This is a genomic window from Rhodococcus sp. H36-A4 (assembly GCF_027158005.1).
Classification (GTDB): Bacteria; Actinomycetota; Actinomycetes; order Mycobacteriales; family Mycobacteriaceae; genus Rhodococcoides.
In genome coordinates this window covers 1,056,791-1,079,343 of the sequence record NZ_JAPVLQ010000001.1, presented here as the reverse complement: position 1 = coordinate 1,079,343, position 22,553 = coordinate 1,056,791, and the positions used below count along the sequence as shown (strand labels likewise).

At 61.3% G+C, this 22,553-nt stretch carries 21 protein-coding genes; 9 read left to right on the top strand and 12 right to left on the bottom strand.

Annotation, left to right across the window (positions count from 1 at the left end; all coding sequences use genetic code 11):
- The 3 genes from O1W68_RS04920 to O1W68_RS04910 form a co-directional block, all read right to left on the bottom strand.
- A partial coding sequence (locus O1W68_RS04920) for an FAD-dependent oxidoreductase (protein ID WP_269301735.1) occupies window positions 1–1,088 on the bottom strand: 1,088 nt, incomplete at its 3' end.
- Window positions 1,089–1,134: 46 nt separating this feature from the next.
- Window positions 1,135–1,962 (bottom strand): SDR family oxidoreductase, encoded by an 828-nt coding sequence (locus O1W68_RS04915; RefSeq protein ID WP_136170395.1) that lies wholly within the window; start codon window positions 1,960–1,962, stop codon window positions 1,135–1,137.
- A gap of 20 nt (window positions 1,963–1,982) precedes the next feature.
- Complete coding sequence (locus O1W68_RS04910) at window positions 1,983–3,536, bottom strand: aldehyde dehydrogenase family protein (protein ID WP_269301734.1); 1,554 nt, start codon at window positions 3,534–3,536, stop codon at window positions 1,983–1,985.
- Between the two features lie 132 nt (window positions 3,537–3,668).
- Between O1W68_RS04910 and O1W68_RS04905 the strand changes: the two genes are divergently transcribed.
- The 5 genes from O1W68_RS04905 (at window position 3,669) to O1W68_RS04885 (ending at window position 9,645) form a co-directional block, all read left to right on the top strand.
- Window positions 3,669–4,913: a PucR family transcriptional regulator gene (locus O1W68_RS04905; RefSeq protein ID WP_269301733.1), complete on the top strand. Its 1,245-nt coding sequence runs from the start codon at window positions 3,669–3,671 to the stop codon at window positions 4,911–4,913.
- A gap of 147 nt (window positions 4,914–5,060) precedes the next feature.
- Entirely contained in the window at window positions 5,061–5,717 is a 657-nt protein-coding gene (locus tag O1W68_RS04900; protein ID WP_269301732.1) for an SDR family NAD(P)-dependent oxidoreductase, read from the top strand.
- A gap of 220 nt (window positions 5,718–5,937) precedes the next feature.
- Window positions 5,938–7,296: a cytochrome P450 gene (locus O1W68_RS04895; protein WP_269301731.1), complete on the top strand. Its 1,359-nt coding sequence runs from the start codon at window positions 5,938–5,940 to the stop codon at window positions 7,294–7,296.
- A 189-nt stretch (window positions 7,297–7,485) separates the two neighbouring features.
- On the top strand, window positions 7,486–8,628 hold the full coding sequence (locus O1W68_RS04890) for an acyl-CoA dehydrogenase family protein (protein WP_269301730.1): 1,143 nt from the start codon (window positions 7,486–7,488) through the stop codon (window positions 8,626–8,628).
- A 30-nt stretch (window positions 8,629–8,658) separates the two neighbouring features.
- Window positions 8,659–9,645, top strand: coding sequence for an alpha/beta fold hydrolase (locus O1W68_RS04885; RefSeq protein ID WP_269301729.1), 987 nt, complete (start codon window positions 8,659–8,661; stop codon window positions 9,643–9,645).
- Between the two features lie 8 nt (window positions 9,646–9,653).
- Here O1W68_RS04885 and O1W68_RS04880 read toward each other — a convergent pair whose 3' ends face one another.
- The 5 genes from O1W68_RS04880 to O1W68_RS04860 all read right to left on the bottom strand — a co-directional run bounded on the left by O1W68_RS04880 (window position 9,654) and on the right by O1W68_RS04860 (window position 14,418).
- On the bottom strand, window positions 9,654–10,808 hold the full coding sequence (locus O1W68_RS04880) for an acyl-CoA dehydrogenase family protein (RefSeq protein WP_269301728.1): 1,155 nt from the start codon (window positions 10,806–10,808) through the stop codon (window positions 9,654–9,656).
- Entirely contained in the window at window positions 10,805–11,596 is a 792-nt protein-coding gene (locus O1W68_RS04875; RefSeq protein ID WP_269301727.1) for an enoyl-CoA hydratase-related protein, read from the bottom strand. Before O1W68_RS04875 ends, O1W68_RS04880 begins: the two co-directional genes overlap by 4 nt.
- Window positions 11,593–13,116: an acetyl-CoA acetyltransferase gene (locus O1W68_RS04870; RefSeq protein ID WP_269301726.1), complete on the bottom strand. Its 1,524-nt coding sequence runs from the start codon at window positions 13,114–13,116 to the stop codon at window positions 11,593–11,595. Before O1W68_RS04870 ends, O1W68_RS04875 begins: the two co-directional genes overlap by 4 nt.
- Before the next feature lie 66 nt (window positions 13,117–13,182).
- On the bottom strand, window positions 13,183–13,734 hold the full coding sequence (locus O1W68_RS04865) for a TetR/AcrR family transcriptional regulator (RefSeq protein WP_269301725.1): 552 nt from the start codon (window positions 13,732–13,734) through the stop codon (window positions 13,183–13,185).
- A 96-nt stretch (window positions 13,735–13,830) separates the two neighbouring features.
- On the bottom strand, window positions 13,831–14,418 hold the full coding sequence (locus tag O1W68_RS04860; RefSeq protein WP_269301724.1) for a DUF6611 family protein: 588 nt from the start codon (window positions 14,416–14,418) through the stop codon (window positions 13,831–13,833).
- A gap of 177 nt (window positions 14,419–14,595) precedes the next feature.
- On the opposite strand from O1W68_RS04860, the gene O1W68_RS04855 reads away from it, so the two are divergent.
- The 4 genes from O1W68_RS04855 to O1W68_RS04840 all read left to right on the top strand — a co-directional run bounded on the left by O1W68_RS04855 (window position 14,596) and on the right by O1W68_RS04840 (window position 17,965).
- Window positions 14,596–15,441, top strand: coding sequence for an SDR family NAD(P)-dependent oxidoreductase (locus O1W68_RS04855; protein ID WP_269301723.1), 846 nt, complete (start codon window positions 14,596–14,598; stop codon window positions 15,439–15,441).
- Window positions 15,442–15,674: 233 nt separating this feature from the next.
- Complete coding sequence (locus O1W68_RS04850; RefSeq protein WP_269301722.1) at window positions 15,675–16,235, top strand: DUF488 domain-containing protein; 561 nt, start codon at window positions 15,675–15,677, stop codon at window positions 16,233–16,235.
- Window positions 16,232–16,513, top strand: a complete 282-nt coding sequence (locus O1W68_RS04845) for an MGMT family protein (protein ID WP_269301721.1) — start codon at window positions 16,232–16,234, stop codon at window positions 16,511–16,513. The genes O1W68_RS04850 and O1W68_RS04845 overlap by 4 nt, the downstream gene beginning before the upstream one ends.
- 105 nt (window positions 16,514–16,618) lie before the next feature.
- Window positions 16,619–17,965: an MFS transporter gene (locus O1W68_RS04840; RefSeq protein ID WP_269301720.1), complete on the top strand. Its 1,347-nt coding sequence runs from the start codon at window positions 16,619–16,621 to the stop codon at window positions 17,963–17,965.
- A 196-nt stretch (window positions 17,966–18,161) separates the two neighbouring features.
- Here O1W68_RS04840 and O1W68_RS04835 read toward each other — a convergent pair whose 3' ends face one another.
- The 4 genes from O1W68_RS04835 to O1W68_RS04820 are packed head-to-tail and all read right to left on the bottom strand — an operon-like array spanning window position 18,162 to window position 22,305.
- Window positions 18,162–18,632, bottom strand: coding sequence for a universal stress protein (locus tag O1W68_RS04835; RefSeq protein ID WP_269301719.1), 471 nt, complete (start codon window positions 18,630–18,632; stop codon window positions 18,162–18,164).
- A complete protein-coding gene (locus tag O1W68_RS04830) occupies window positions 18,592–20,367 on the bottom strand; it encodes a SulP family inorganic anion transporter (protein WP_269301718.1) in 1,776 nt (591 codons plus the stop codon). Before O1W68_RS04830 ends, O1W68_RS04835 begins: the two co-directional genes overlap by 41 nt.
- A gap of 39 nt (window positions 20,368–20,406) precedes the next feature.
- Window positions 20,407–21,405, bottom strand: coding sequence for a zinc-binding alcohol dehydrogenase family protein (locus O1W68_RS04825; protein WP_269301717.1), 999 nt, complete (start codon window positions 21,403–21,405; stop codon window positions 20,407–20,409).
- Window positions 21,406–22,305, bottom strand: coding sequence for a universal stress protein (locus tag O1W68_RS04820; RefSeq protein WP_269301716.1), 900 nt, complete (start codon window positions 22,303–22,305; stop codon window positions 21,406–21,408).
- Between the last annotated feature and the right edge of the window lie 248 nt (window positions 22,306–22,553).

Sequence of the window (22,553 nt, the reverse complement as noted above, 5' to 3'; positions counted from 1 at the left end):
ACGCGGCCTGCTTCGTTGGGGATGGTGCCGGCTTGGTCGTCGAAGGGGAGTTGGGCGATGTTTTTGGAGAGGTATCCGACGGCGCGGTAGACCGCTTGGACGTCCCAGTCGTTGTATTTGCCGGTGCCTTTGACGTTGCCGGTGCCGTCGAGTTCGGTGCGTTCGGTGCGTAGGCCGGTGACTTTGCCGTCTTCGCCGAGGATTTCGGTGGGGGATTCGAAGAAGTGGAGGAACAGTTTGTGGGGGCGGTTGCCGACGTCGCGGATGGCCCAGTCTTGGAGGGTGTTGGCGACCATGTCGACCTGTTTGGAGCCGCGGCGTGCTGCTTCGGAGCCTTCGTCGTAGTCGATGTCCTCGGGGGCGACGATGACTTCGATGTTGGCGGAGTGGTCGAGTTCGCGGAGTTCGAGGGGGGTGAATTTGGCTTGTGCGGGTCCGCGGCGTCCGAAGACGTGGACTTCGGTGGCTTTGTTGGTTTTGAGGCCTTCGTAGACGTTGGCGGGGATTTCGGTGGGGAGGAGTTCGTCTCCGGTTTTGGCGAGGACGCGGGCGACGTCGAGGGCGACGTTGCCGACGCCGAGGACGGCGACTTTTTCGGCGTTCAGGGGCCAGGTGCGGGGGACGTCGGGGTGGCCGTCGTACCAGGAGACGAAGTCGGCGGCGCCGTAGCTGCCGTCGAGGTCGATGCCGGGGATGTTGAGGTCGCGGTCGGCGTTGGCGCCGGTGGAGAAGATGACGGCGTCGTAGAAGCGGCGCATGTCGCCCAAGGTGATGTCGGTGCCGTAGTCGATGTTGCCGAGGAGGCGGACCTGTGGTTTGTCGAGGACTTTGTGTAGGGCGGTGATGATGCCTTTGATGCGGGGGTGATCTGGTGCGACGCCGTAGCGGATGAGTCCGAAGGGGGCGGGCATGCGTTCGAACAGATCGACGCTGACGCCGCGGCCGGCGAGGTTGTAGTCGGACTTCATGAGTGCGTCGGCGGCGTAGATGCCTGCCGGTCCGGCGCCGACGATAGCGACGCGAAGTGGACGCAGGTCATGCTTCTCGGACGGTTCAGCTGTTGTTGCATTTACGTTTTCACTGTTCATGACGATGCTTGGTACTTTCTATCGGTGGCTCCGATCGTGCGGACTCTCAGCTGTGACGCGCCCGCTCCTCGTAGGCCTGCCGAGCAGTGATGTCGACGTCGTCGAGAAATACCTTGTCCGTGTGGAGCGCGCGGTTGAGGGCTTCGCCGATCCGACGTGGAAAGAACTTTTGACTTGCAGCGAGGGCACCGACGAGCTTGGTCACCCGCACCTTCGGTTTGGGGTTTTCGATCAGTGAGACGATGGCGCGTGCAATGTCCTCCGGCTCGGCGTTCTTGAGTCCGGGAATCCCCTTGGTGCCGGCAGTGAGCTCGGTGTTGACGAAAGACGGTAGCACTGCGGAAAACTCGATTCCGGTGCCGCGGTGCTCCACCCGAGCCGCGTCAGTGAAGCCGACGACGGCATATTTGCTGGCGCAGTAGGTGGCCAGACCCGGTGTGTAAATCTCGCCTGCAAGTGAGGCGATGTTGATTACGTGGCCACGGCCGCGCGGCAACATTCGCCGAGCCGCCAGTTTGGAACCGGTGATGACTCCGAGGACATTGATATCGAGGATCCGGCGAGTGACCGCATCGGGCTCGTCCACGATTCGGCCCGCAGGCATGATGCCGGCGTTGTTGACGAGCACGTCGATAGGTCCGAGCTTTGCTTCCACGTCGTCGAGGAAGGCCTCGAACGATTCGGTGTCCGTTACGTCGAGCTTGCTGTAGCTGAGCAGGTCGAGTTCGGTCGCGGACTCTTTCAGTTTGACGTCGTCGATGTCCCCGATCGCTACTTTTGCGCCGAGTTGGGTCAGGGCCGTGGCAGTAGCGAATCCGATTCCTCGGGCACCGCCGGTGATCGCGATGACGCGACCACGCAGAGAATTGGTCATGTTCCGTCCTTCTATGGTCGTTACAGGGTCTTCGAGCGGCTTGTCACGGACAAGCGACGGCGTGGGTCACGCGCGACGAGGGCTCTCAGGACGCGGCCGACGAGTCGACCGCGGATCGGCGAGTACGGGTACCACAGCAACTCGCGCTTCAATTTGGGTCCGCGCGGTACTGTGATCGCTTGCTGCCGAGTGTATTTCCGAATTCCGTACTCGCCACCGAATCGTGCGCCGAGGCCGGATTGCTTCCAGCCTCCATGTGGTAGTCCCAGCGCGAACAGGTTGGAGAAGGCGTCGTTGATGTTCACCGCGCCGGCTTCGAGTCGGCGGGCGATCTCCTCGCCGCGGGCTCGGTCCCCGCACCACACGGTTGCGGACAGTCCGTACTCGGAATCGTTGGCCAAGCGCACGGCTTCATCGGCATCGGCAACCTTCACGACCGGGATTGTCGGCCCGAAGGTCTCCTCTCGGATGCAGGCCATCGATTGATCGACGTCGACGAGGACTGTCGGCTCGAAGAACGTGCCGGTGCTGCCGGCTTTGCCGCCGGTCAGCGCAGTGGCGCCGCCCTCCACAGCGTCGGCTACGTGCCGCGCGACAAGGTCGCGCTGGGCCGGGGTCGCCAGGGCGCCGATGTCGATTCCGTATCCATCGTCGTCGGCTCCTTGACGCAGCGAGCCTACGAGCTTCGCGAGTCGCGCGACGAAGTCGTCGTACACCGGCGCTTCGACGTAGACGCGTTCGATCGACACACACACCTGTCCGGCGTTGAACAATCCACCCCAGGCGATTCCGGCGACTGCACGGTCCAGATCCGCATCCGCCAGCACGATGGCAGGATCTTTGCCACCGAGTTCGAGGCTGCAAGGCACCAGTCGCTCGGCAGCCCGTATCGCTATCGCTCGACCGGTTGCAGTGGAACCGGTGAACTGCACGAAGTCCACTGAATCCACGACCGATGCACCGGTGTCACCGCGGCCGGTGAGTACCGAAAAGACAGGGGGAGCGCCGATTTCCGACCATCCCCGCGCCAGTTCTACGGCTGCCAGTGGCGTGACCTCGGATGGCTTGAGCAGCACAGCTGCACCAGCAAGCAAAGCTGGAATGATGTCCATCGCCGGCATCGCGAGCGGGAAATTCCATGGTGTGACCACACCCACCACTTGATACGGGCGGAAGGTTTTGATCAGTCGTTTGCTCATCGACAGAGGGCCGTGCGGCTTTACCCGCTCATCGGCGAGAAACTTACCGGCGTTGTCTGCGAAATAGTTGATCAAATCGCACGCGAGTGCAGGTTCGATGGCTGCTTCAGCGCGTGGCTTGCCGGTCTCGGACTGGAGCACGTCGATGATGCGGTGCTCATTGTCGAGGAGCCAGTCCCGCAGCTTCCGGAGCCACATGGCTCGTCCTTCTGGCCCCAGCGCCTCCCACTCGGATTGGTGGGTGCGCAAGCCTCTGACCGTCTCGGTTACCGTCGCGGCACCCTCGTCCGGGACGGATGCGACGAACCGGCCGTCAGCGGGGCAGTGCACGTCGATGTTCTTGTGGTTCGTGTGCACCGTGCTCTCCGATGTCATGCGAGACCCGCCTTCTGTGATGTAAGACATTGACTATTACGATTGCACAATTGTCACACCGATTCTTGGCCAATTTGGCTAAAAGATCCGTTGAAATCTGTGTTCGAAGTCCAAGATGAAAGGGGCGTCGGCGTGTCCTCCGATGACATGGTCTTTGTTTGGCTCCGGGACTTCGCAGCGGAGGCGCTGGTGCCGGAAACGCTGGACGGCCTCGTCGTGCGCTTCGCCGCCGCGATCGCGGCCGAGGTCCCCGAGGTTGCCGCGGACCGAGAGCTTCGAAGAGATTTAGGCGTCAGCACTCGCGAGCAGGGACGCGCATTGCTTGTTTGGCTCACCGGTGATTCCTCGGAGGTGGAACCCCCGCCGGCGGCGCATGATCTTGCACGAACAATCGCTCGCCGGGGTATGCATCTGAGGGTGCTGATGCAGATCTACCGCGTCGGACAGAAGGCGCTGCTCAAATTCGCGGCGGAGACTGCGAGTGAGCGCATCACGGACCCGGTGCTGGAACCGAAAGTTCTGATTCGATTGCTGGAGCGGGCAAGTCATTGGCTCAACGTCTCACTGGAGGTGCTCGCCGACACCTACGGGCAAGAGAGGGAACGGGGATTGAGCGGCGCGTTCGCCCGGCGGGCGGAAACCGTGGAGGCGATTATACGAGGTGAGATCTCGGATGTCGGGACGGCGTCGAATCGGTTGGACTACCCGTTGCTCCGGTATAACACTGCCCTTGTGCTGTGGTTCGAAGACTCGCAGCCGGAGCCTTCCGAGGACGGTATCGGCCTCTTGGATTCCGTCGCCCGTTCGCTCGCCGCAACAATCGGGGCTCGGCAACTGCTGACGGTGCCTTCAGGATCGCGGGGTCTATGGGCATGGATGACCGCGGATTGCGAACCAGATCTCACGGCGCTGGCTATCGGCGAGGACGTTCCGATCGGCATTCGGGTGGCAATCGGTAGTCCAGGCGTGGGAATGCATGGATTTCGTCAGAGTCATACGGAAGCTATTGCTGCTCAGCATGTTTCGGAGTCTCATCCTGGTCGATCCCATCTGATCCACTATGCGGACATCGAGATTCTTCACTTGCTCGAAGGTAATACTGGCGCGGCCAGGGCAATGGTGTCCCGTGAACTCCGCGGCCTCGACGGTAGCGATGCATCCTCGGAGATGCTCCGTCGTACGTTGCGCAGCTATTTGGCGGCGAATCGCAGTCCGGACGCGGCCGCGCGGTCCCTCGGCGTCCACAAGAACACCGTGCGCTACCGCATTCAGCGCGCCGAGGAGTTGCTCGGCCGTCCAATCGGACCGAACAGGCTGAAGCTGGAACTCGCGCTCGAGTATGCCGACACCTACGGGCCGGTAGTCCTGAACGAGTGACGAAGCACCTCCGCCCGCGAGCGCACCCCCTCATCGCCGGCCCGGCGCTTTCGTAGATGCCGACGTTGAGTTCGTACAACGCGCCGACCGAGCGCACACGGTGAAGACTGTGCGCATCGAACCCGGTCTATTCAGGAGGTCATCAGGATGAGCAAGTCCACTGTGGTAATCGTTGGGGCAGGCTCCGGCGTAAGTGCAAGCATTGCCCGGAAGTTCGGCAATAAAGGATTCACGGTTATCCTCCTTGCCAGAAATGCAGAATCACTGCAGTTGCAGGTGTCAAAACTCCAGAAGGAAAATATCGAAGCCCATGGGATCGCTGCCGACGCCTCGGTATCGGATACCTTGATCTCCGCGTTCGGCCGCATCACATCAGAATTCGGGACACCGGACGTCTTGGTCTACAACGCGGGATCCAACACGATCAGCGAACCGTCGACCTTGGAGCAAAAGGCGCTACTGAGCGACTTCACAGTCAATGTCATGGGCGGTCTGACGTCCGCGCAACAGGTCATCCCCGGGATGATCGAACGAAAGTCCGGAACCATCCTGTTCACCGGCGGCATGCTTGCGTTGAACCCCGTCCCTTCGCGAGCGTCTGCCTCGATAGGTAAAGCCGGATTGCGAAATCTGTCGTTCACCCTGGCCGAGGAACTGGCACCGCATGGCATCACTGTGGGTATCGTGACCATCGGCGGTGTAGTCCAGCCAGGCACCTTCTTCGATCCGGATTTGATTGCCGAGTCGTACTGGGAACTGTTCACCAACGGCCATCCGAAGGAAATTCTCTACACGCAAACGTAGTCGAGGCTACTGCGCTGCTCGAGCGTCCCGCAGTTTGTCCGAAACTCGGCCAGTCCGGCCACCAGCAATCTCGTGCACCGCAGTTCTGCGCGCTGTTCGCCGCTCACTCCGGGTACGAGGGGTCATGGAACGGCATATTGACAGATGCGATCACTGTGACGCAGACTACGATCATCTGACAGGACGCGCTGTCAGATAGGAACGAAGTCGAGGTTTCGTGATGTCCAAAGTCCTGGCCGCCCCACCCGCTGGCTCGAACCTGCGCCCGATCTCGGGGCGATCCGGGATCCCCGGCGTCGGGCACTCGTTCGAATACATCCGTGATCCGCTGGCGTTGATGCAAAAACAATGGGACAGCTACGGCGAGGTGTCGTGGTTCTCGATGGTCGGGAGGCGTTGGGTTGCAGTTCTGGGGCCGGATGCGTGCCAGGAAGTGCTGCAGAACAAGGATCGGGCATTCGCCAATGGCGACGGTTGGTCGGTGTTGATCGGCCCCTTCTTTCACGGTGGCCTGATGCTGCTCGATTCCAAGGAACATCTGCGGCATCGACGCATCATGCAGCAGGCGTTCACCCGATCACGGCTCGAGAAAACTGTCGACGTGCTCAACCCGGCGCTGGACTCGGCGCTCGACGGGTGGGCTCCGACATCCGGATTCCGCGCCTACAGTGCCCTCAAAACCCTCACCCTCGATCTCGCCACCGAAATCTTCATGGGCGGCGCGGAAGACTCCACCGCCAGCGAAATCGCCTTGGTGAAAGAAGCTTTCGTCGATTGTGTGCAGGCGGCTACCTCGGTGGTCCGCTACCCGGTTCCGGGTACGAGGTGGAAGCGGGGGCTCGATGGCCGTCAGGTGCTCGAGGACTTCTTCCGGCACTACCTACCGGCACGTCGAGCCAGCGAAACGGACGATCTGTTCTCCGTGCTCTGTCACATCGAATCGGAGGACGGTCAACGCTTCAGCGACGACGAGGTCATCGATCACATGATCTTCCTTCTGATGGCCGCCCACGACACCTCCACGATCACCATTTCCACGATGATGCAGTACCTGGGTCAGCACCCACAGTGGCAGGAAAGATGCCGGACGGAGTCGTTGGCGTTGGGAACGTCGGCGCCCAGCTATGGCGATCTCGATGAACTGAGCAGCCTCGATCTGGTCATGAAGGAATGCCTCAGGCTTGTCTCGCCGGTACCGGTGATGGCGCGCCGAGCAGTGCACGACACCGAAATACAGGGGCATTTCGTCCCCGCGGGAAGCTACGCAGCGGTGGTCCCACACTTCACCCATCACATGTCGCAGTACTGGCCCGAACCCGAACGGTTCGATCCCGAGCGCTTCGCGGACGATAGACGTGAAGACAAGGTGCACCGATACGCCTGGGAGCCGTTCGGCGGCGGTGTACACAAGTGCCTCGGCATGTCGTTCGCCGGTGCCGAGATCAAAACGATCATGCATCACCTGCTGCTCCGATACGACTGGCACGTCGACGCGGATTACGTTGCACCACTGGACTTCACCTCGTTACCGTTCCCCTCGGACGGCCAACCGATCGATCTCCGTCGACGCGAGGTATGACCTCCTGTCTTGCGAAGCAGGATAGTTCGAAAGGGTATTGCGATGGCCGACGCTGACGGATGCGGTCATCGATCCTGATCGTCCGGGTCATCGACCCCGGCTCTGAAGAATTCTATCGTTGGTACGACAATTCAATGGGTGCAACGGAGTTCAGCTGACACGCGGTGCATCCACCTAGTGGGAGATGGCATGGAACGTACTATTTTCGAACCCGAGCACGAACTCTTTCGGGAATCCTTCAAGAAGTTCTTGGCGCAGCACGTCGCGCCCTTTCATGAAAAGTGGGAAGAGCAGAACATCGTCGACCGCGATGTCTGGGTGGAAGCCGGCAAGCAAGGATTCCTCGGGATGGATGTTCCCGAAGAATTCGGTGGCGGAGGAGTCAAGGACTTCCGATACAACGTCGTCATCACGGAGGAAGCCACCAAGGGCGGTTACAGTGGTATCGGTTTCATGCTGCACAACGATGTCGTTGCGCCCTATCTGATCGACCTGTGCGACGACGAACAGAAGCAGAGATGGCTCCCGGGATTCACCTCGGGAGAACTGATCTCTGCGATCGCCATGACGGAACCCGGAACTGGTAGCGATCTGCAGGGGATCAAGACCAAAGCAGTTCGCGACGGTGATGATTGGATTCTCAACGGCTCCAAGACTTTCATTACCAACGGCATCAACGCAGACATCGTGATCGTCGTGGCATGCACTGATCCTGACAAGGGAGCACAGGGTTTCAGCCTCTTCGTCGTGGAACGAGGAATGCCAGGTTTCGAACGTGGCCGCAACCTCGACAAGATCGGGTTGAAGGCACAGGACACCGCAGAACTGAGCTTCACCGACGTCCGAATTCCCGCAGCCAATATGCTGGGCGACGAAGGACAGGGCTTCCTCTACCTGATGAAAAACCTTCCGCAGGAGCGGTTGTCCATCGCCGTCGTAGCTGCTGCGGTCATGGAATCCGTCCTGGAGAGCACCATCCAGTACTGCCGCGACCGTAAGGCTTTCGGTAAGTCGATCGGCAAGTTTCAGAACACACGATTCGTGTTGGCGGAGGAGGCCACGATGGCCACAGCCGTCCGCATCCTCGTGGACAAGTTCATCGAACAACTCAACAACGAGAAGCTGACCGTACAAGAGGCAGCCATGGCCAAATGGTGGACAACCGAGGCGCAGGTCAAGCTGATCGACCGCTGTCTGCAACTTCACGGTGGCTACGGTTACATGAAAGAATACCCAGTAGCCAAGGCATTCATGGATTCTCGCGTTCAGACCATCTACGGCGGCACAACCGAGATAATGAAAGAAATCATCGGACGGTCCTTGAACCTTTGATCGCATTTACGAAAAGGATGACGACTCGGCATGGAGTTCGACGAACTTGAAGTTGTCATGGACGTTGGTGCCGACTTCCGCGCGGGTTACACGGCCGAAGAATCTCTACGGAACCCGCCGGGGCCGTACGAGGTTGTCACGGTCGGCACCACTGACGGCGCGAAGATCCACGTCCGCGCATACGGACCGAAGAACGCACCTGCCGTGGTGTTCGTTCACGGATTCGCATGCAGGCTCGAGTATTGGAACCCACAGATCAACAGCCTGAGCAGGCGCTACCGAGTCATTGCCTACGACCAGCGCGGGCTCGGGCGTAGCACGATGGGAAGTGCTGGTGTACGGCCGGACGTGCTCGGTGACGATCTCGCGGCCGTGCTCGATGCGATGGTCTCGCCAGGTAGACCGGCGGTGATCACCGGCCACAGTTTCGGTGGCATCACCGTCATGGCGTGGGCACAAAGCCATCCGGAGCAGGTGCGCAGCCACGCTTCAGCTGTGCTGCTTGCAAATACGATCGCAGATCGATTCAGAGCAAACACGGCCATCATGCCGTTTGCTGGTCGCTACGGCTTCGTTCGGGGTCCACTGCTGAGTGCGATCATGCGCAGCCGGGCGTGGTTGCCCGAACGTGCACCGATCACTCGCGCAGTTCGCAGCATCGCAATGTCACCGCAAGCCACATTGAAACAAGCGGACTTTTTGCGCGTCATGGTGGCGGGAGTGGCGGTCAGAACTCGGGTCCTGTGGGGTTCGGGATTGTTCGATCTCGATGTTCGCGGTGGCCTCGAGCATCTCACGGTTCCCTGCACTGTGCTTGTGGGCTCTGTGGATCGCCTCACCCCGCCGATGGCCGCCCGACAGATCGTCGCGATCCTGCGCTCGCACGGCGGAATACCCAAATTCGTCGAAATGGTCGGGATCGGCCATTGCTCGAACATCCAGGCTTCTGCGGAATTCGACGCAGAAGTTATCGAATTGCTCGAAATGACCCGACCCCGCACCACTGCGAACGACTGATCAGTGACTCAGAGTCCGAGCATCTTGCAGATGATCTCGTTCATGATTTCGGTAGTTCCACCACCGATGCCCAGGACCCGGGCATCGCGGTAGTGCCGTTCGACCTCTGACTCGCGCATGCAACCGAGTCCGCCGAATAATTGGACGGCTTCGTAGACAGCGTGGTCGCAGACTTTGACCGCGTTGTTCTTGGCCATGGCTGTTTCGGCGAGCATGCCTCCGTTGTCGACCCAACGCACTGCTACCGATCGGCAGAACTCCTCGGCGGCAGTAATTTCGGTCGCCAACTCGGCGATGCGATGTCGCACGACCTGGCGGGTGGACAGTGGTCGTCCGAAGGTTTCGCGTGAGCGCACCCATTCCGTGGCCAGGTTCAGGCATCGACGGGCGGTTGCGACGGCCTGAAATGCCAATGACAGTCGCTCACCCTGGAACTGTTGGGCGATCTGTCCGAAACCCGATCCCTCTTCGCCGATGAGGTTCTGGGCCGGGACGCGCACGTTGTCGTAGAACAGTTCGGCGGTGTCCGAACACAGCCACCCCATCTTCTCCAGGCGCCGGGACACGGTGAATCCCGTTGTGGTGGTGGGGACTACAATGAGGGAGATGCCGGCGTGTCCACGATCTCCGGTCCGCACAGCGGTGGTGACGAAGTCTGCACGCGTACCGGAGGTGATGTAGAGCTTGGAGCCGTTGATGACGTAGGAGTCGCCATCGCGGGTGGCAGTGGTGGAGATGTTCGCGACGTCGGATCCGCCGCCCGGTTCGGTGATCGCGAGCGCCCCGATCATCCGTCCTTCCAGGGCGGGCCGCGCGAATCGGTCGATGAGATCGTCGTTGCCCGAGGACACGATATGCGGGGTCGCGATTCCGTGACTGAACAGCGCCGATATCAGGCCCGAGGAGCCCCCGGACAGTATGATCTCCTCGAGGATTGCCAGCATGTCGAGGGCATTACCGCCCGACCCGCCGACACTTTCGGGTGTCGATGCCCCGAGAAGGCCCAGCGTGGCCGCAGTGTGATGCAGCTCGCGGGGAACCTCGCCATTGCGCTCCCAAGTGGCGAGGTCGGGAAGGACGTGCTTGGTGGTGAACTGTCGGGTGAGATCGCGCAATGCCCTACGGTCGTCGGTGTCCCACGAATTCCCGAGTGCAGCAGTCATTTTCCACTCCAGATCGGGTCACGCTTCTCCAGGAATGCCATGATGCCTTCCATCGTGTCGGCCGAAGAACTCAACTGTGCCAAGGCCTGCTCGGTGAGGGCCCAGCCTTCTGCCTCACTGGGGACTGCCCCATCGACGATTCCGCGGGCAACGGTCTTGCTGGCTTGCACCGCCAATGGCGCACCGCCGGCAATGGTCTCGGCGAGTGCAAGAGCGGTGGCAAGCACCTCGGCCTGCGGGACCACCCGATTGACCAAGCCCCAACGCAGCGCATCTTCGGCGCTCAGTGCGTTACCGGTGAGCAACAGTTCCAGCGCGACCGCGCGTGGGATCGCGGTGACGAGTCGAAACACTCCGCCGGCACCGGCGATCAAACCGCGCTTGACTTCCGGAAGCCCGAAGGTCGACGTGTCCGCTGCCACAACGAGATCGCTTGCGAGCGCGAGTTCTGTTCCGCCGCCGAGTGCATTGCCGTTGACTGCCGCGATGATCGGTTTCGTGATGTGGTGTTTGACAACTCCAGCGAAACCCCAGTGTGCTGTGTCGGGCGGCGTCACCCCATCCGGTCCGGAGGTGCCGAGGGCCTTGAGATCTGCGCCGGCGCAGAACGTTGCCTCGCCGGCCCCGGTCAGCACCACCACTCGGATCTCATCGGTGGCTTGTGCCAGTTCCCACGCTTCACCGAGACCACGGTGCACATCGGCATTGATACTGTTGGCGGCTGCCGGTCGGTTGATGGTCACGAGCAGTGTGTGCCCACGTGTTTCGGTGAGTACGACTTCGGTCATAGCTGTACCTCTTCTTTCAATGAGACCGCAACCCGGCCGTCGTGGTCGGTGATGGATATTCGCGCGCCGACGAGCGAGCGAGCGCCGCCTTGCGTGTAGCGAAGCAGTGCTGCCGCGTCGTTCGAGTCGGTGTGGCCTGCGACCCGTGATCCATCGTCGGTCACCGTGATGATCAATGCAGATTTGGGGCTTTCGTCCCGCTCGAAATCTATTGTTGCGGTGACGATATCGGCATCACCAACGTAGCCGTGCAGCATGGGTGGACCGGTTGCAGGTATCTCGTGAGGATTCGGATCGCCGACGTACCCGTTGCGATGAGGATTGCGTGACAACAGCACGGTGTGCTGATGGGTGAGATAGCCACCGTTCGCATGGACGAGCGCCGGTACGTCGACGTCGGTGCTGCGCAACAGTCGGGTGACCTCGGCGATCGCGTGGAGTGTGTAGCTGTTGAGCGGTCCACCGAAAAAGGAGTGACCGCCCAGGACGCTGGGCACGGTCGAGTGCGGAAGACCCAGAGCCTGGATCAGCAGCTTCGGCACCACGGGGAAGCAACTGTAGGCGTCGACGATTCCTAGGTCGCCACCTGTCACCTCGGCCTGCTTCAAGGTGCGGTCGACGGCGGATTTCAGTGCTGCCGATCGACCGAAGTCTTTGCGCGCAAGCACGTCCGCAAATTCGGTTGCACCAGCGCCGCCCCACAGATAGACGATGCGGTCCTTCGCGACACCGAATTCGATGGCAGCGGCGAGTGAACATACGACGATTGCGGCAGCTTGATCGACGAACGGCATCGCATTCATCGTCAGTGGGTACGCGTCGCTGACCAACCGGTTCTTGGGTCCGCTGGTGGCGATGTCCTCCGGTGTTCGCGCGGTGGGCATCCACGCGCACGGGTGTGCGGCAGCAAGTTCGGAGAACTGTGCATACATCCGAGCCGAATACTCACGAGACTGCTGGGGGCTGTCACCGATGTCGTAGCTGAACCGGTTCTCGAACAGTGGGTATACGCGGGTCGGCGCGAGTATCCCGGCGCGCTGCATCTCGGGGCTGCCGAGGTCGTCCGAGGTAAAGGTGGGTGGCCCCCCTGGTGCAGCAAGCCAGCCCCGAGTGGTCGGATCGACGCCGAGCTTCGTCAACGCGTTCAGTGATGCTTGGGCTTCACCGCCCACCAGGAGCGTCACCGAGGAGGATCGGTCGGCGATCTCGGAGCCGATGCGGTCGAGTAGAGCTGTCGGCCAGTGCCCGCCGATCGAACTGGTCCAGGTGCGTGGGCTGTCGGCGCCGATACGTTTCGCGAGCAGATCCGGTAGGTCGTCGTAGGACCAGCTCGCGGTTTTCACCGCGTAGATCGTGTCCACGCGGGAGCCGATGGTCTCGATTCCGGTGTCGGCAAGGGCCGCGATCGTTGCTTCGGAGATGAGATCGAGGGGATCCCGCGGCGAAGCGGGTGCTCCGGCCTGTCCCGAGCGAATATCGGCAACGCCGATGATCACCGGCACTGTCGTGGGGTCTGTCATAGACGCCACCGTAATGCAGACAGTAATTGTCCGTAATGCGGGGGTGGGTTGAGCGGGGGGCTTCGGTCAGGTCAGCGAGCGCAGCACGGTATCGACGATCAGTGTCGAATGTCGAAGCGAATCCGGCATTCCCGCATCCGCACGTGCCTGTGCGAACAGTGCGCGTGTAAGCACTGCGCCGGTCACGAGTTCGAGCAGTAGCGTCGTCGAAGTCGTGTTGGGCAACTCCCCTCGCATCACTGCGCGCTGAACGATCTGCCTCGTCGTGACGAAGCGGCTCTGGTTGAGCGTGTCGGTGAGATGCGACAGGAGGTCGGGGTTGACCATCGCATCGAGAGTCACCCGTAGCGATACCAGTCCGGACAGTTCGGCGTAACCGTGCGTGAGTTGCTCGGACAGTTCGATGAGGTCATCGCGAACAGTGCCGATATCGATCGGCGTCGACAATGGAGATCGGGCCTCGAGTGCCTGTACCAACAGGTCTTCCTTGCTGTCCCAGCGCCGATACAACGCGGCCCGACCAACCTTCGCCTTGCGTGCAACCGCGTCGAAAGTGAATCCGCGCCAACTGGTTTCCCAATACACTTCGAGCACCGCGTCGTAGACACGAACTTCCATGTCCGCGTCCCGAGGTCTACCGGGCCCGCGCTGACGCTCCTGATGCATTCGCCAATTGTCGCACCTGCGGACGATCGTTTCGCTCGCATCGAACGTTCAGTACTTGCCTGCCGGCAGTTGCCGGTAGACCGCGCTCCAGATCATTTCGTGCTCGGCAGCGGTGATGTGCTGTGTTGCCAACCGGTTGTCGGCGTCGGTGAGGAGTTTCGCGTGTCCGCCGATGTTCTCGCGGCGGGCCTGGGCGTCGAGGTCGGTCGGACCGTTCATCGTGATTGCTACCTCTATCCGAATCTGTGTTCGCGGGGTGCCTGCCACCACGAATGCGCAGTACCCGCTGAGCAGGTAGACAGTCGTCGACGCGGCGACGGCCGGGATCGCAGCGAATTGATTGCTCAGCACCACCTCGCTGACGATCCACAACATCGCGCCCCACAGTGGCCACCCTCGCCATAGGCGCAGACGTCTACGCTCGGCAAGGTTGGTGCCCGGAGGAAAAACGACGAGCCGGTGGCGAGTCATGCCGTGGCGGGCGTGCCAGGTGTCGACCGAACCCCAGGCTCTTTCGCCGTCGATAAGATGGCGCCAGAGGCGACCGGTGGCGCTGGGTGTTGCCGACTGTGCCGCATCGGGGTGGCGGTGAGGGTTACCCGCTGCCGAACCTCGCGTGACGGGTTCTTCATCCATTGGGTCAGGTCTACGACACCGCCGGGGCCGTCGGGCGGAAAGATACGAGACTTGTATGCCGATGCTGAAGATCTTGATGATCCTTTGACACGCAGTGCAGGTGGCAGGTCCGCATGTGATCGGCATCAAGCCAGAGATGACTGCTCTATCAGCCCCGGGAGGTAACCGGACGGTCGTATGCTGCAGAGACAGTTGGCCTTCGGAAATCAGTCGAAAGCAGGCAGCGTTATGGGAAGACTCCAGGGCAAGGCAGCCATAATTACCGGCGGGGCAAGTGGCATCGGTATGGCGGCCGCGCAAATGTTCGCAGCCGAGGGCGCGTCCGTCGCAATCGCTGATCTGGACCAGCAGCAGGCCAGCGATGCTGCTGCTCGGATACAGGAAGCCGGCGGGCGCGCGATCGGCATCGCCGTCGACGTGATGGACGCGGATTCCCTCGCTGCCCTGGTAGATGCCTCGGTACAAGAGTTCGGTCGCCTGGACGTCATGTGCAATCACGTGGGCGGCAGCAATCCGCGCAAGGATCTGGATGTGCTCCGTCTGGACTTGGAGGAGTTCGACCGCACTATGCAGTTGAACGTGCGTAGTGCGCTCCTCGGCTGCCGACTGGCTCTGCCTCACCTGATCGATGCCGGCGGCGGTTCGATCATCAACACCGCCTCCGTCGGGGGCTTGGCTGGGGACTACGTGCAAGTGGCCTATGGCACTGCCAAAGCTGCGGTCATTCGCATGACCCAGTACGTCGCCACCCAGTACGGAGCACAAAAAGTGCGCTGCAATGCGGTCGCCCCCGGGGCGGTGATGACCCCAGCGCTGCAGAACAATCTTTCCGCTGAGGCCATCGACAAGATCCGCTCACACAACGCGCTGCCGTTCATCGGCGAACCCGAGGACATTGCTGCCGCCATGTTGTTCCTGGCCTCGGACGAGTCCCGTTACATCACCGGACAGACTCTTGTAGTCGACGGCGGCATGACCAGCCACCACGCAATCGCCGAGGACCGCCGCATCCAACCTGACTGATTTCGAACTGCGGATACTGTTCAGTCACAGTGGGACTCGTGTGTTCTCAGGTCGATCGGGTGCCAGAGAGTCTTATGCCTCTGTCTTCTGCTGAAGGTATGACCGTTGGCGTGGCCGTCGAGAGCAACCAGAATCGGACCGGGGCCTACCCCCAAATCTCGAAGCCCGGGGTGGCGAAATGGTCCACACGCATGAGATGAGTGGCCTGGAGTCGATCGAGTAATCTGGATTCGATGACGAGGGGCCTGGAAAGCAAACGCGCCGTGCCTCGGGTTTTCACGATCGGCCACTCCACTCGCACTGCTGACGAAGTGTTCGAGATGTTGCGTGTGAACGAGGTGACCGAGCTGGTCGATGTGCGTTCGTTTCCAGGGTCGCGAAAGTATCCGCAGTGGAACCAGGACGCGATCAAGGATGCGCTGCCGGCCGATATCGGGTACCGGTGGATCCGGGATATCGGCGGTCGTAGATATACACCGGTTGACGTGTCGAGCCCGAACGGAGGGTGGCGGGTCAAGGCATTCCGCGACTACGCGGACTACATGGAGACCACGGAATTCCGTTCCGGGCTCGCTGAGCTGCTACGGGTCGCACACGAGTCGGTCCCGGCGATCATGTGCAGCGAGGCCGTGCCATGGCGTTGTCATCGACGGCTGATAACGGACGCGCTCATCGTCGCAGGGGCGGAGGTTTTCGACATTATGTCGATTTCATCGACCCGCCTCGCGACAATTACAGAGTTCGCGCACGTACAAGGCGAAACAATCACTTATCCAGTGTCAGCAGAGGCATGACCATCGACGTGGTGTCGGAAGTTCGAGCCATGGTGGTGAGGATTCCGGCGGGTCACGTCGCCGCCTACGGTGAGATCGGTCGCGCACTGGGCATAGGTCCCCGGCAGGTGGGCCGGGCCGTCGGAATGCTCGACGGCGGTGTGCCGTGGTGGCGGGTGGTTCACGCCGACGGTGCACCTGCGACGTGCCATGGCGGAGCAGCGCGCGCATTGCTCGAAGCGGAAGGTGTTCCCTTCCGTGGCAACCGCGTCGACATGGCCAAGGTCGGAGCGAAGTAAGCAGATCTTCTACCCCTTTTCGGGGGTGGGTACTTATGACGCGGGTCACATAACCTCTTCCTTCAGATTCACATCACACTTCCTGACGATGCCTCTGGAGAATGAATGCCCTCAATTACACCGGATGATGCGGTCGACCGCAGGCCGACGACCCGCTCCGCCGCACCCACCACAAGTGTTCGGAAGGTGGCGATCGCCAGTGGCATAGGAACCACAATCGAGTTCTATGACTTCTTCATTTATGGAACTGCTGCCGCACTCGTATTTCCGACAGTGTTCTTCCCGGCACTGGGTGCCACTGCGGGGACCGTCGCATCCTTCGCCACCTTTGCAGTCGCCTTCATTGCGAGGCCTGTCGGAGCTGTGGTCTTCGGGCACTTCGGCGACCGAATCGGCCGAAAGAAGACGCTGATCTCGACGCTGCTTCTGATGGGCATATCAACTTTTGTAATCGGGTTGCTGCCCAGCGCTGACACCATCGGAATAGCGGCTCCGATTATTCTCGTTCTGTTGCGATTCGGGCAGGGATTCGCTGTCGGTGGAGAATGGGCGGGCGCAACTCTTCTCACTGCCGAATATGCACCACCGAAAAAGCGCGGCTTCTACGCCATGTTCCCGCAGTTGGGCCCGTCAGCGGCATTCATTCTTTCGAGCGCGACCTTCCTCGTAACGGGTGCTGTATTCGGTGACACCAACGCAGTCTTCCTCGACTTCGGTTGGCGTATACCGTTCCTTCTGAGTGCAGTTCTCGTGCTGATCGGGTTGTACATGCGACTGGCCATCGAAGAAACACCGGTTTTCCGTGCGAACCAAGAAGCAGAAGTTCGAACTCCTGATCGTGCTACCACCCTTCCGATCCTCGAAGCCTGGCACGTACAGAAGAAGGAGATTCTGCTTGCCGCCGGAGCGCTGGCTTCACTGTTCTCGCTCTTCTACATGGGCACTGCATATCTGACCAGTTACGGCACAAAGACCCTCGGCTTCGATCGCCCCTTCGTATTGTGGACAGGTCTTGTAGGTGCTGTGGTCTTCGGAATCGCGATCGCGCTATCTGCGACGTATTCCGACCGAGTCGGACGCCGCAGAGTGATCATGACCTCTTGTGCAGCGGCAATTCCTTGGTCGCTCGTTCTATTTCCCTTGCTCGACACGGGAAGCCCGGTTGCGTATGTCGTGGCCATGTGTGTGACGCTGACGATCTTCGGTATCGCCTATGGACCAACCGGTGCCCTTCTCCCAGAACTGTTCCAGACTCGATTCCGCTACACAGGTGCCGGACTGGGATACAACCTCGCCGGTGTTCTCGGCGGCGCAATCCCGCCGTTGCTCGCCGCCCCTCTCGCGGCACAATTCGGAAGTATTGCTATCGGAGTCATGCTGGCGCTCCTGTCGGTACTCAGCCTCGCCTGCACCAAAGCGCTCTCCGAGACCAAGGAAGTGAGCATGACCTGACCTGCGATAGGGCTAGGCAACGCTGACCGTTGACGCACCGGCCATCGGCCGTCCAGTCTTCGGCTTCGAAGAAACCAGAACAGCCCCTGAACTGCGAATGCGCAGTTCAGGGGCTGCTTTCTTGGATTTGCTCACTGCAGCACTGGCGAATCGAGAAGATCACCGCTGTCATTTGAACCGATCGGCGTTGCCCGCGCTAGTGGTGATCCTTCGAATGAACGACGAGCACCGGGCATCGAGCATGTTCGGCGCACTGTGCACTGACCGATCCCAACAGCAGACCGACGAATCCACCACGGCCGCGGCTTCCTACTACGAGCATGTCGGCCACTCGACTGGCGTCGAGCAGCACCTGCGCTGGAACACCCTGTACCGCAATCTGTTCGATGTCGGCCGGTGCATCGTCACCGAATGCGGCAACGATCGACTCGGCCATTATCTGCCTAGCGTCGTCATCGGGGTGAATGTCCTCTGCGAAGCCCGCACCCATGTACGTCGGATACTGCCACGCAGCCATGACATCTATGCCGATGCCCAATGCCTCCGATAGCCGTCGCGCTTGCTGCAGTGCCAGGATCGAGGAGGGTGAACCGTCGACGCCCACCGCGATGCGGCCGGTGGATTCATCAAGGTCCGTTTGGGTCTCGCTGGTCGGTGTTGTACTCATCCTTCGATCCTGCGCGCTTGGCCTTGAATCTGTCAGGGTCTTCAGTCCCGACATCGGCTCCGATTGCCTCGCCGACCGAGCTGAACATGTGTTCCTGGCCAATTTGCGCGAGCAGTCCACTGCGCGCCAGGCCCCTGCGCGCCGTCTTGCTGGTTCTTGCCATCGCGAAGGTGACTCCCCTCGAGCGGAGTTGATCGATCAACTGCCGCAAGGAGTGTGCTCCCGTGTAGTCGATATCGGTCATCCCCATCGTGTCGAGCACGACGAGGTGCAGGGGATGATCCGCGGCGTCGATCGTGGCCGTTATCTCGGTTCGAAATTCGGTTGCGTTGGCGTACCACAGAGGCGTCGCGAACTGTACGACGAGTACACCGGGAACCGTCCTCGCTTGTTCGGCGTAGCTCAGGGGCACCCAACTGGTAGTCGATGGGATGTGTCCCAGTACGTGCAGATGGGGACGGGCGCTGAGGCGGGTGCGGTCCAGAATTGCCAACGCGACCGCCACACCGATGCCGTACTCGACACCGACGAGAGCAACCGTCAGAAGAGTGACCACGGCGAGAGCGAACTCGAAACGGTCGTAGCGGGCGATGTCTATCAGCTCGCGGACATGCACGATGCGGGTGGCGATGAAGATCAGAATCGCAGCCAGGGTTGCCACCGGCAGGTTTTCGAGGAGCGCCAGAGCGGGGATCAGCAACAAGAGCGCGGCGACGGCGGCGATGCCCGCCACCTGGGTCCGTCCCGACGCCGACACCACTGCGGCGGTTCGTGGCGGGCTCGCGTTCACCGGAAACGCACCTACCAGGCCAGCGACGACATTGCCTGCTCCGATGCCGAAGAAGTCACGATCTACATCCACCCCGTAACCACCGTCGGCGGCGAAAGCGCGCGTCGTCGCCGCACTCTGGCTGACGATCACCAGTGCGACGACACCGGCGGTGGGTGCAAGTGCGCTCAGCGCCGACCACGACACCCCGTGCAGTCCGAGATGGGGAGCCCCGTGTGCCAGCGAACCCAGCACTGCTACCCCGTGGGAAGTCAGATCGAACACACTGACGAGGATCGTTGATCCGACCAGTGCGATCAACGCCCCGGGTAGTCGCCGATCCCACTTGTCGGTGAGAAACACGACGACGAAAACCCCGACCCCGATGCCCAACGTCCAACCGTTGGCCTCGGTCGACTCGCTGACGATCGTGCCGATTCGGTTCAACGTCCCACCGCTGCCGGCCGGCAGGCCGAGGAGATCGGGTAGTTGATGCACAACGATGATGACCGCGACCCCACCGAGGAACCCAGCGATGATCGGCGTCGACAGGAACTCCGCGATCCATCCGAGCCGCAGGAGGCCCACGAGGGCCACGATCACGCCCACCATCACCGCGAGGATCCCTACCAACGCAACGTAGTCACCAGGGACGGTCGATACCGCAGTCGCGACGCCGACAGCGAACAGTGGTGCGATCGTCGAATCGGCCCCGATCGACATCTGCCGGTTCGAGCCGAGCAACGCGAACAGGAGTGTGCCTGCAAAGAACGCGTAGAAGCCTGTGATCGGCGGCATACCTGCCAGCCGTGCAGTGGCCAGTTGCTCGGGCACCGCGATCGACAACAGCGTGAGTCCCGCAGCGAGATCGCCCGCCAACCAAGCCGATCGGTAGCCCTGCAGCGAAGAGAACAGCATCGATCTTGCACCGCGCAGTCGAACTCCGAGTGCCGACTTGGGATGCATCGGGACCTCCTTGCATCGTGAGAAGTCGGCAGGGTGGATCTATTCGATGACGGCGGCGCCGGCGAACCGGCCGTGGCGGAGATCTCGCAGTGCCGACAGTGCGCGAACGAAAGGGTAGACCGTAGTTTCGATCCTCAGGTGCGTTCTCTGACAGCGTTCGAGGAATTGTCGAGCATCGGCCCGCGTATTCGCTTCGACGCTCAGCAGTCGCTTCTCGTGGAACAGATGCCGGTCGTAGTTCAGTTGCGGAATGTCGGTCATGTGAATGCCGGCCAGCACGACGGTTCCCCCGGAGTCGACGGCTTCCAATGCCGTCGGAACGGTCTCGCCGATAGGCGCGAAAATAATAGCGGCGTCGAGCTTTTCCGGTGGTGAATCGAAAGTATCCTGCGCCGACGCCAACCCCATCCTCAGTGCGAGCTGTCGGGCACCGGAGTCTCGAGTCATGACGTGCACGGTAGCGCCGTCGGCCTGTGCCAGCTGAGCGACTATGTGCGCGCTTGCGCCGAAACCGTAGAGGCCGAGTTTCCCCGACGGCGGAAGTTCGGCTCGGCGCAGGGCGCTGTATCCGATGATCCCTGCGCACAGCAACGGTGCCAGTTCTTCGGTGCTGTACCCGGTCGGTAGTGCCAAGGCGTAGTCGGCCGGAACCACCGCGTACTCCGCGAACCCGCCGTTGTGATCCCATCCGGTGTACAACGATGCCTTGCAAAGGTTTTCGCGACCACTCACGCAAAATCGGCAGTTGCCGCAGGTGTGACGCAGCCATGGAATTCCGACAATGTCACCCACGTTGAAGTCGGTCTCGGTGTTGTCTCCGACTTCTGTTATCGCGCCGACGATTTCGTGGCCGGGCACTACGTGCGGCCGATGAACTGGAAGATCGCCTTCGACGACGTGGAGGTCGGTTCGGCACACGCCGCAAGCTTGGACAGCGATCAGCAATTCGCCGGACGTCGGTCGAGGCATGTGCTCATCGACCAACTGCAGGGGACTGCCGTCGACACTGCCCTGTTCGGCGACTCTCCAGGCTTTCACTCAGCGCACCACCAGAATCGGACAGTGCGAGCTGTGTACGAGCGATTGTCCGACCGAGCCGCGGATCGGGCCCACCAATGGACCGAGCCCTCGGCTCCCGACGACGACCAGGCGCGCTGTTTCGGACGCCCTGCGTAGCTCGTGGTCTGCCGATGCCTCGAGACAATGCAGGTGAACCTCGACCGAGGGATGACGCTCGGAGGTCGCGGTCACACGAGTCCCCAGCCACGCGACAGATCCCACTTCTGCTGCGTCCACATCGGCGTCCACCGCAGGCGTGTGTCGACGAGTGGGCGACACCACATGCAGGGCCATGATCGGGGCCCGAAGTGTATCCGCGAACCAGAATGCGCCGACTATCGCGCTGTGCGAAGAATCGGAATCGTCGACACCGACGACGACCGGCTGAGAAGTCACAGCGGGGGCGATGGCATGCGGCCGCCACACGAGAACGGGGCATCGAGCGTCGGCAACGATGCGAGTTGCGTGACGGCCGAGGACGACATCTCGAACAGGACTGGACGCATTGCCTCCGATCACGACCAGATCCGCGGTGTGCGACATCGCGCCGAGGAACGAAGCGATGGGATCGTCGGTCAGGACCGTATCGACTGCGATATCGGGATCGATACGGTCGACTTCGTTGCGGGACAGTCGGAGAAGGCGTCTGCCGAGAAGTCGTGGTTTGGATGCACGCAGCTCTCGCGTTACTCTGTTCGCCGATTCCCGCTGCGGCAGTGCGTGAACGATCCGAATTCTTGCTTTGGCGATCTGTGCCACCCGCGCAGCCCAGAGCAATGCGCCGCGAGAAGCGTCGGTGCCGTCGACGCCGACGACGATGTCGGTCAGCTCGCTGTTGGTCCACACTGTGATCGGCAGAGGCTCTTGCGATACGTTCACCGGGTTCTCGTCTCCTCGGACCTGACTTCTCGGACCTGGCTTCGATGCTGCATCCAGCCTGGTCGTTTGTCTCCTGGCCAACACTGTGGACTCGAGTCCGATGTTGCAGGTAGGGACTTCGGTCACCGAACGGTGGGCAATTCGTCGCGGGACTGCCCTGGCTCGGGAAGTTCTGCGCATCGGTGACCACGTGCCCGGCGGAGGAGGGACCTTGTCCTCTGACCCGAGCGAGTAGAACCGTCCATACT

Coding starts and splice junctions, on each gene's coding strand:
- O1W68_RS04915 (WP_136170395.1), bottom strand. CDS start 1,962: ATGACCAATTCTCTGCGTGGTCGCGTCATCGCGATCACCGGCGGTGCC.
- O1W68_RS04910 (WP_269301734.1), bottom strand. CDS start 3,536: ATGACATCGGAGAGCACGGTGCACACGAACCACAAGAACATCGACGTG.
- O1W68_RS04900 (WP_269301732.1), top strand. CDS start 5,061: ATGAGCAAGTCCACTGTGGTAATCGTTGGGGCAGGCTCCGGCGTAAGT.
- O1W68_RS04895 (WP_269301731.1), top strand. CDS start 5,938: ATGTCCAAAGTCCTGGCCGCCCCACCCGCTGGCTCGAACCTGCGCCCG.
- O1W68_RS04890 (WP_269301730.1), top strand. CDS start 7,486: ATGGAACGTACTATTTTCGAACCCGAGCACGAACTCTTTCGGGAATCC.
- O1W68_RS04885 (WP_269301729.1), top strand. CDS start 8,659: ATGGAGTTCGACGAACTTGAAGTTGTCATGGACGTTGGTGCCGACTTC.
- O1W68_RS04880 (WP_269301728.1), bottom strand. CDS start 10,808: ATGACTGCTGCACTCGGGAATTCGTGGGACACCGACGACCGTAGGGCA.
- O1W68_RS04875 (WP_269301727.1), bottom strand. CDS start 11,596: ATGACCGAAGTCGTACTCACCGAAACACGTGGGCACACACTGCTCGTG.
- O1W68_RS04870 (WP_269301726.1), bottom strand. CDS start 13,116: ATGACAGACCCCACGACAGTGCCGGTGATCATCGGCGTTGCCGATATT.
- O1W68_RS04865 (WP_269301725.1), bottom strand. CDS start 13,734: ATGGAAGTTCGTGTCTACGACGCGGTGCTCGAAGTGTATTGGGAAACC.
- O1W68_RS04860 (WP_269301724.1), bottom strand. CDS start 14,418: ATGGATGAAGAACCCGTCACGCGAGGTTCGGCAGCGGGTAACCCTCAC.
- O1W68_RS04855 (WP_269301723.1), top strand. CDS start 14,596: ATGCTGCAGAGACAGTTGGCCTTCGGAAATCAGTCGAAAGCAGGCAGC.
- O1W68_RS04850 (WP_269301722.1), top strand. CDS start 15,675: ATGACGAGGGGCCTGGAAAGCAAACGCGCCGTGCCTCGGGTTTTCACG.
- O1W68_RS04845 (WP_269301721.1), top strand. CDS start 16,232: ATGACCATCGACGTGGTGTCGGAAGTTCGAGCCATGGTGGTGAGGATT.
- O1W68_RS04840 (WP_269301720.1), top strand. CDS start 16,619: ATGCCCTCAATTACACCGGATGATGCGGTCGACCGCAGGCCGACGACC.
- O1W68_RS04835 (WP_269301719.1), bottom strand. CDS start 18,632: ATGAGTACAACACCGACCAGCGAGACCCAAACGGACCTTGATGAATCC.
- O1W68_RS04830 (WP_269301718.1), bottom strand. CDS start 20,367: ATGCATCCCAAGTCGGCACTCGGAGTTCGACTGCGCGGTGCAAGATCG.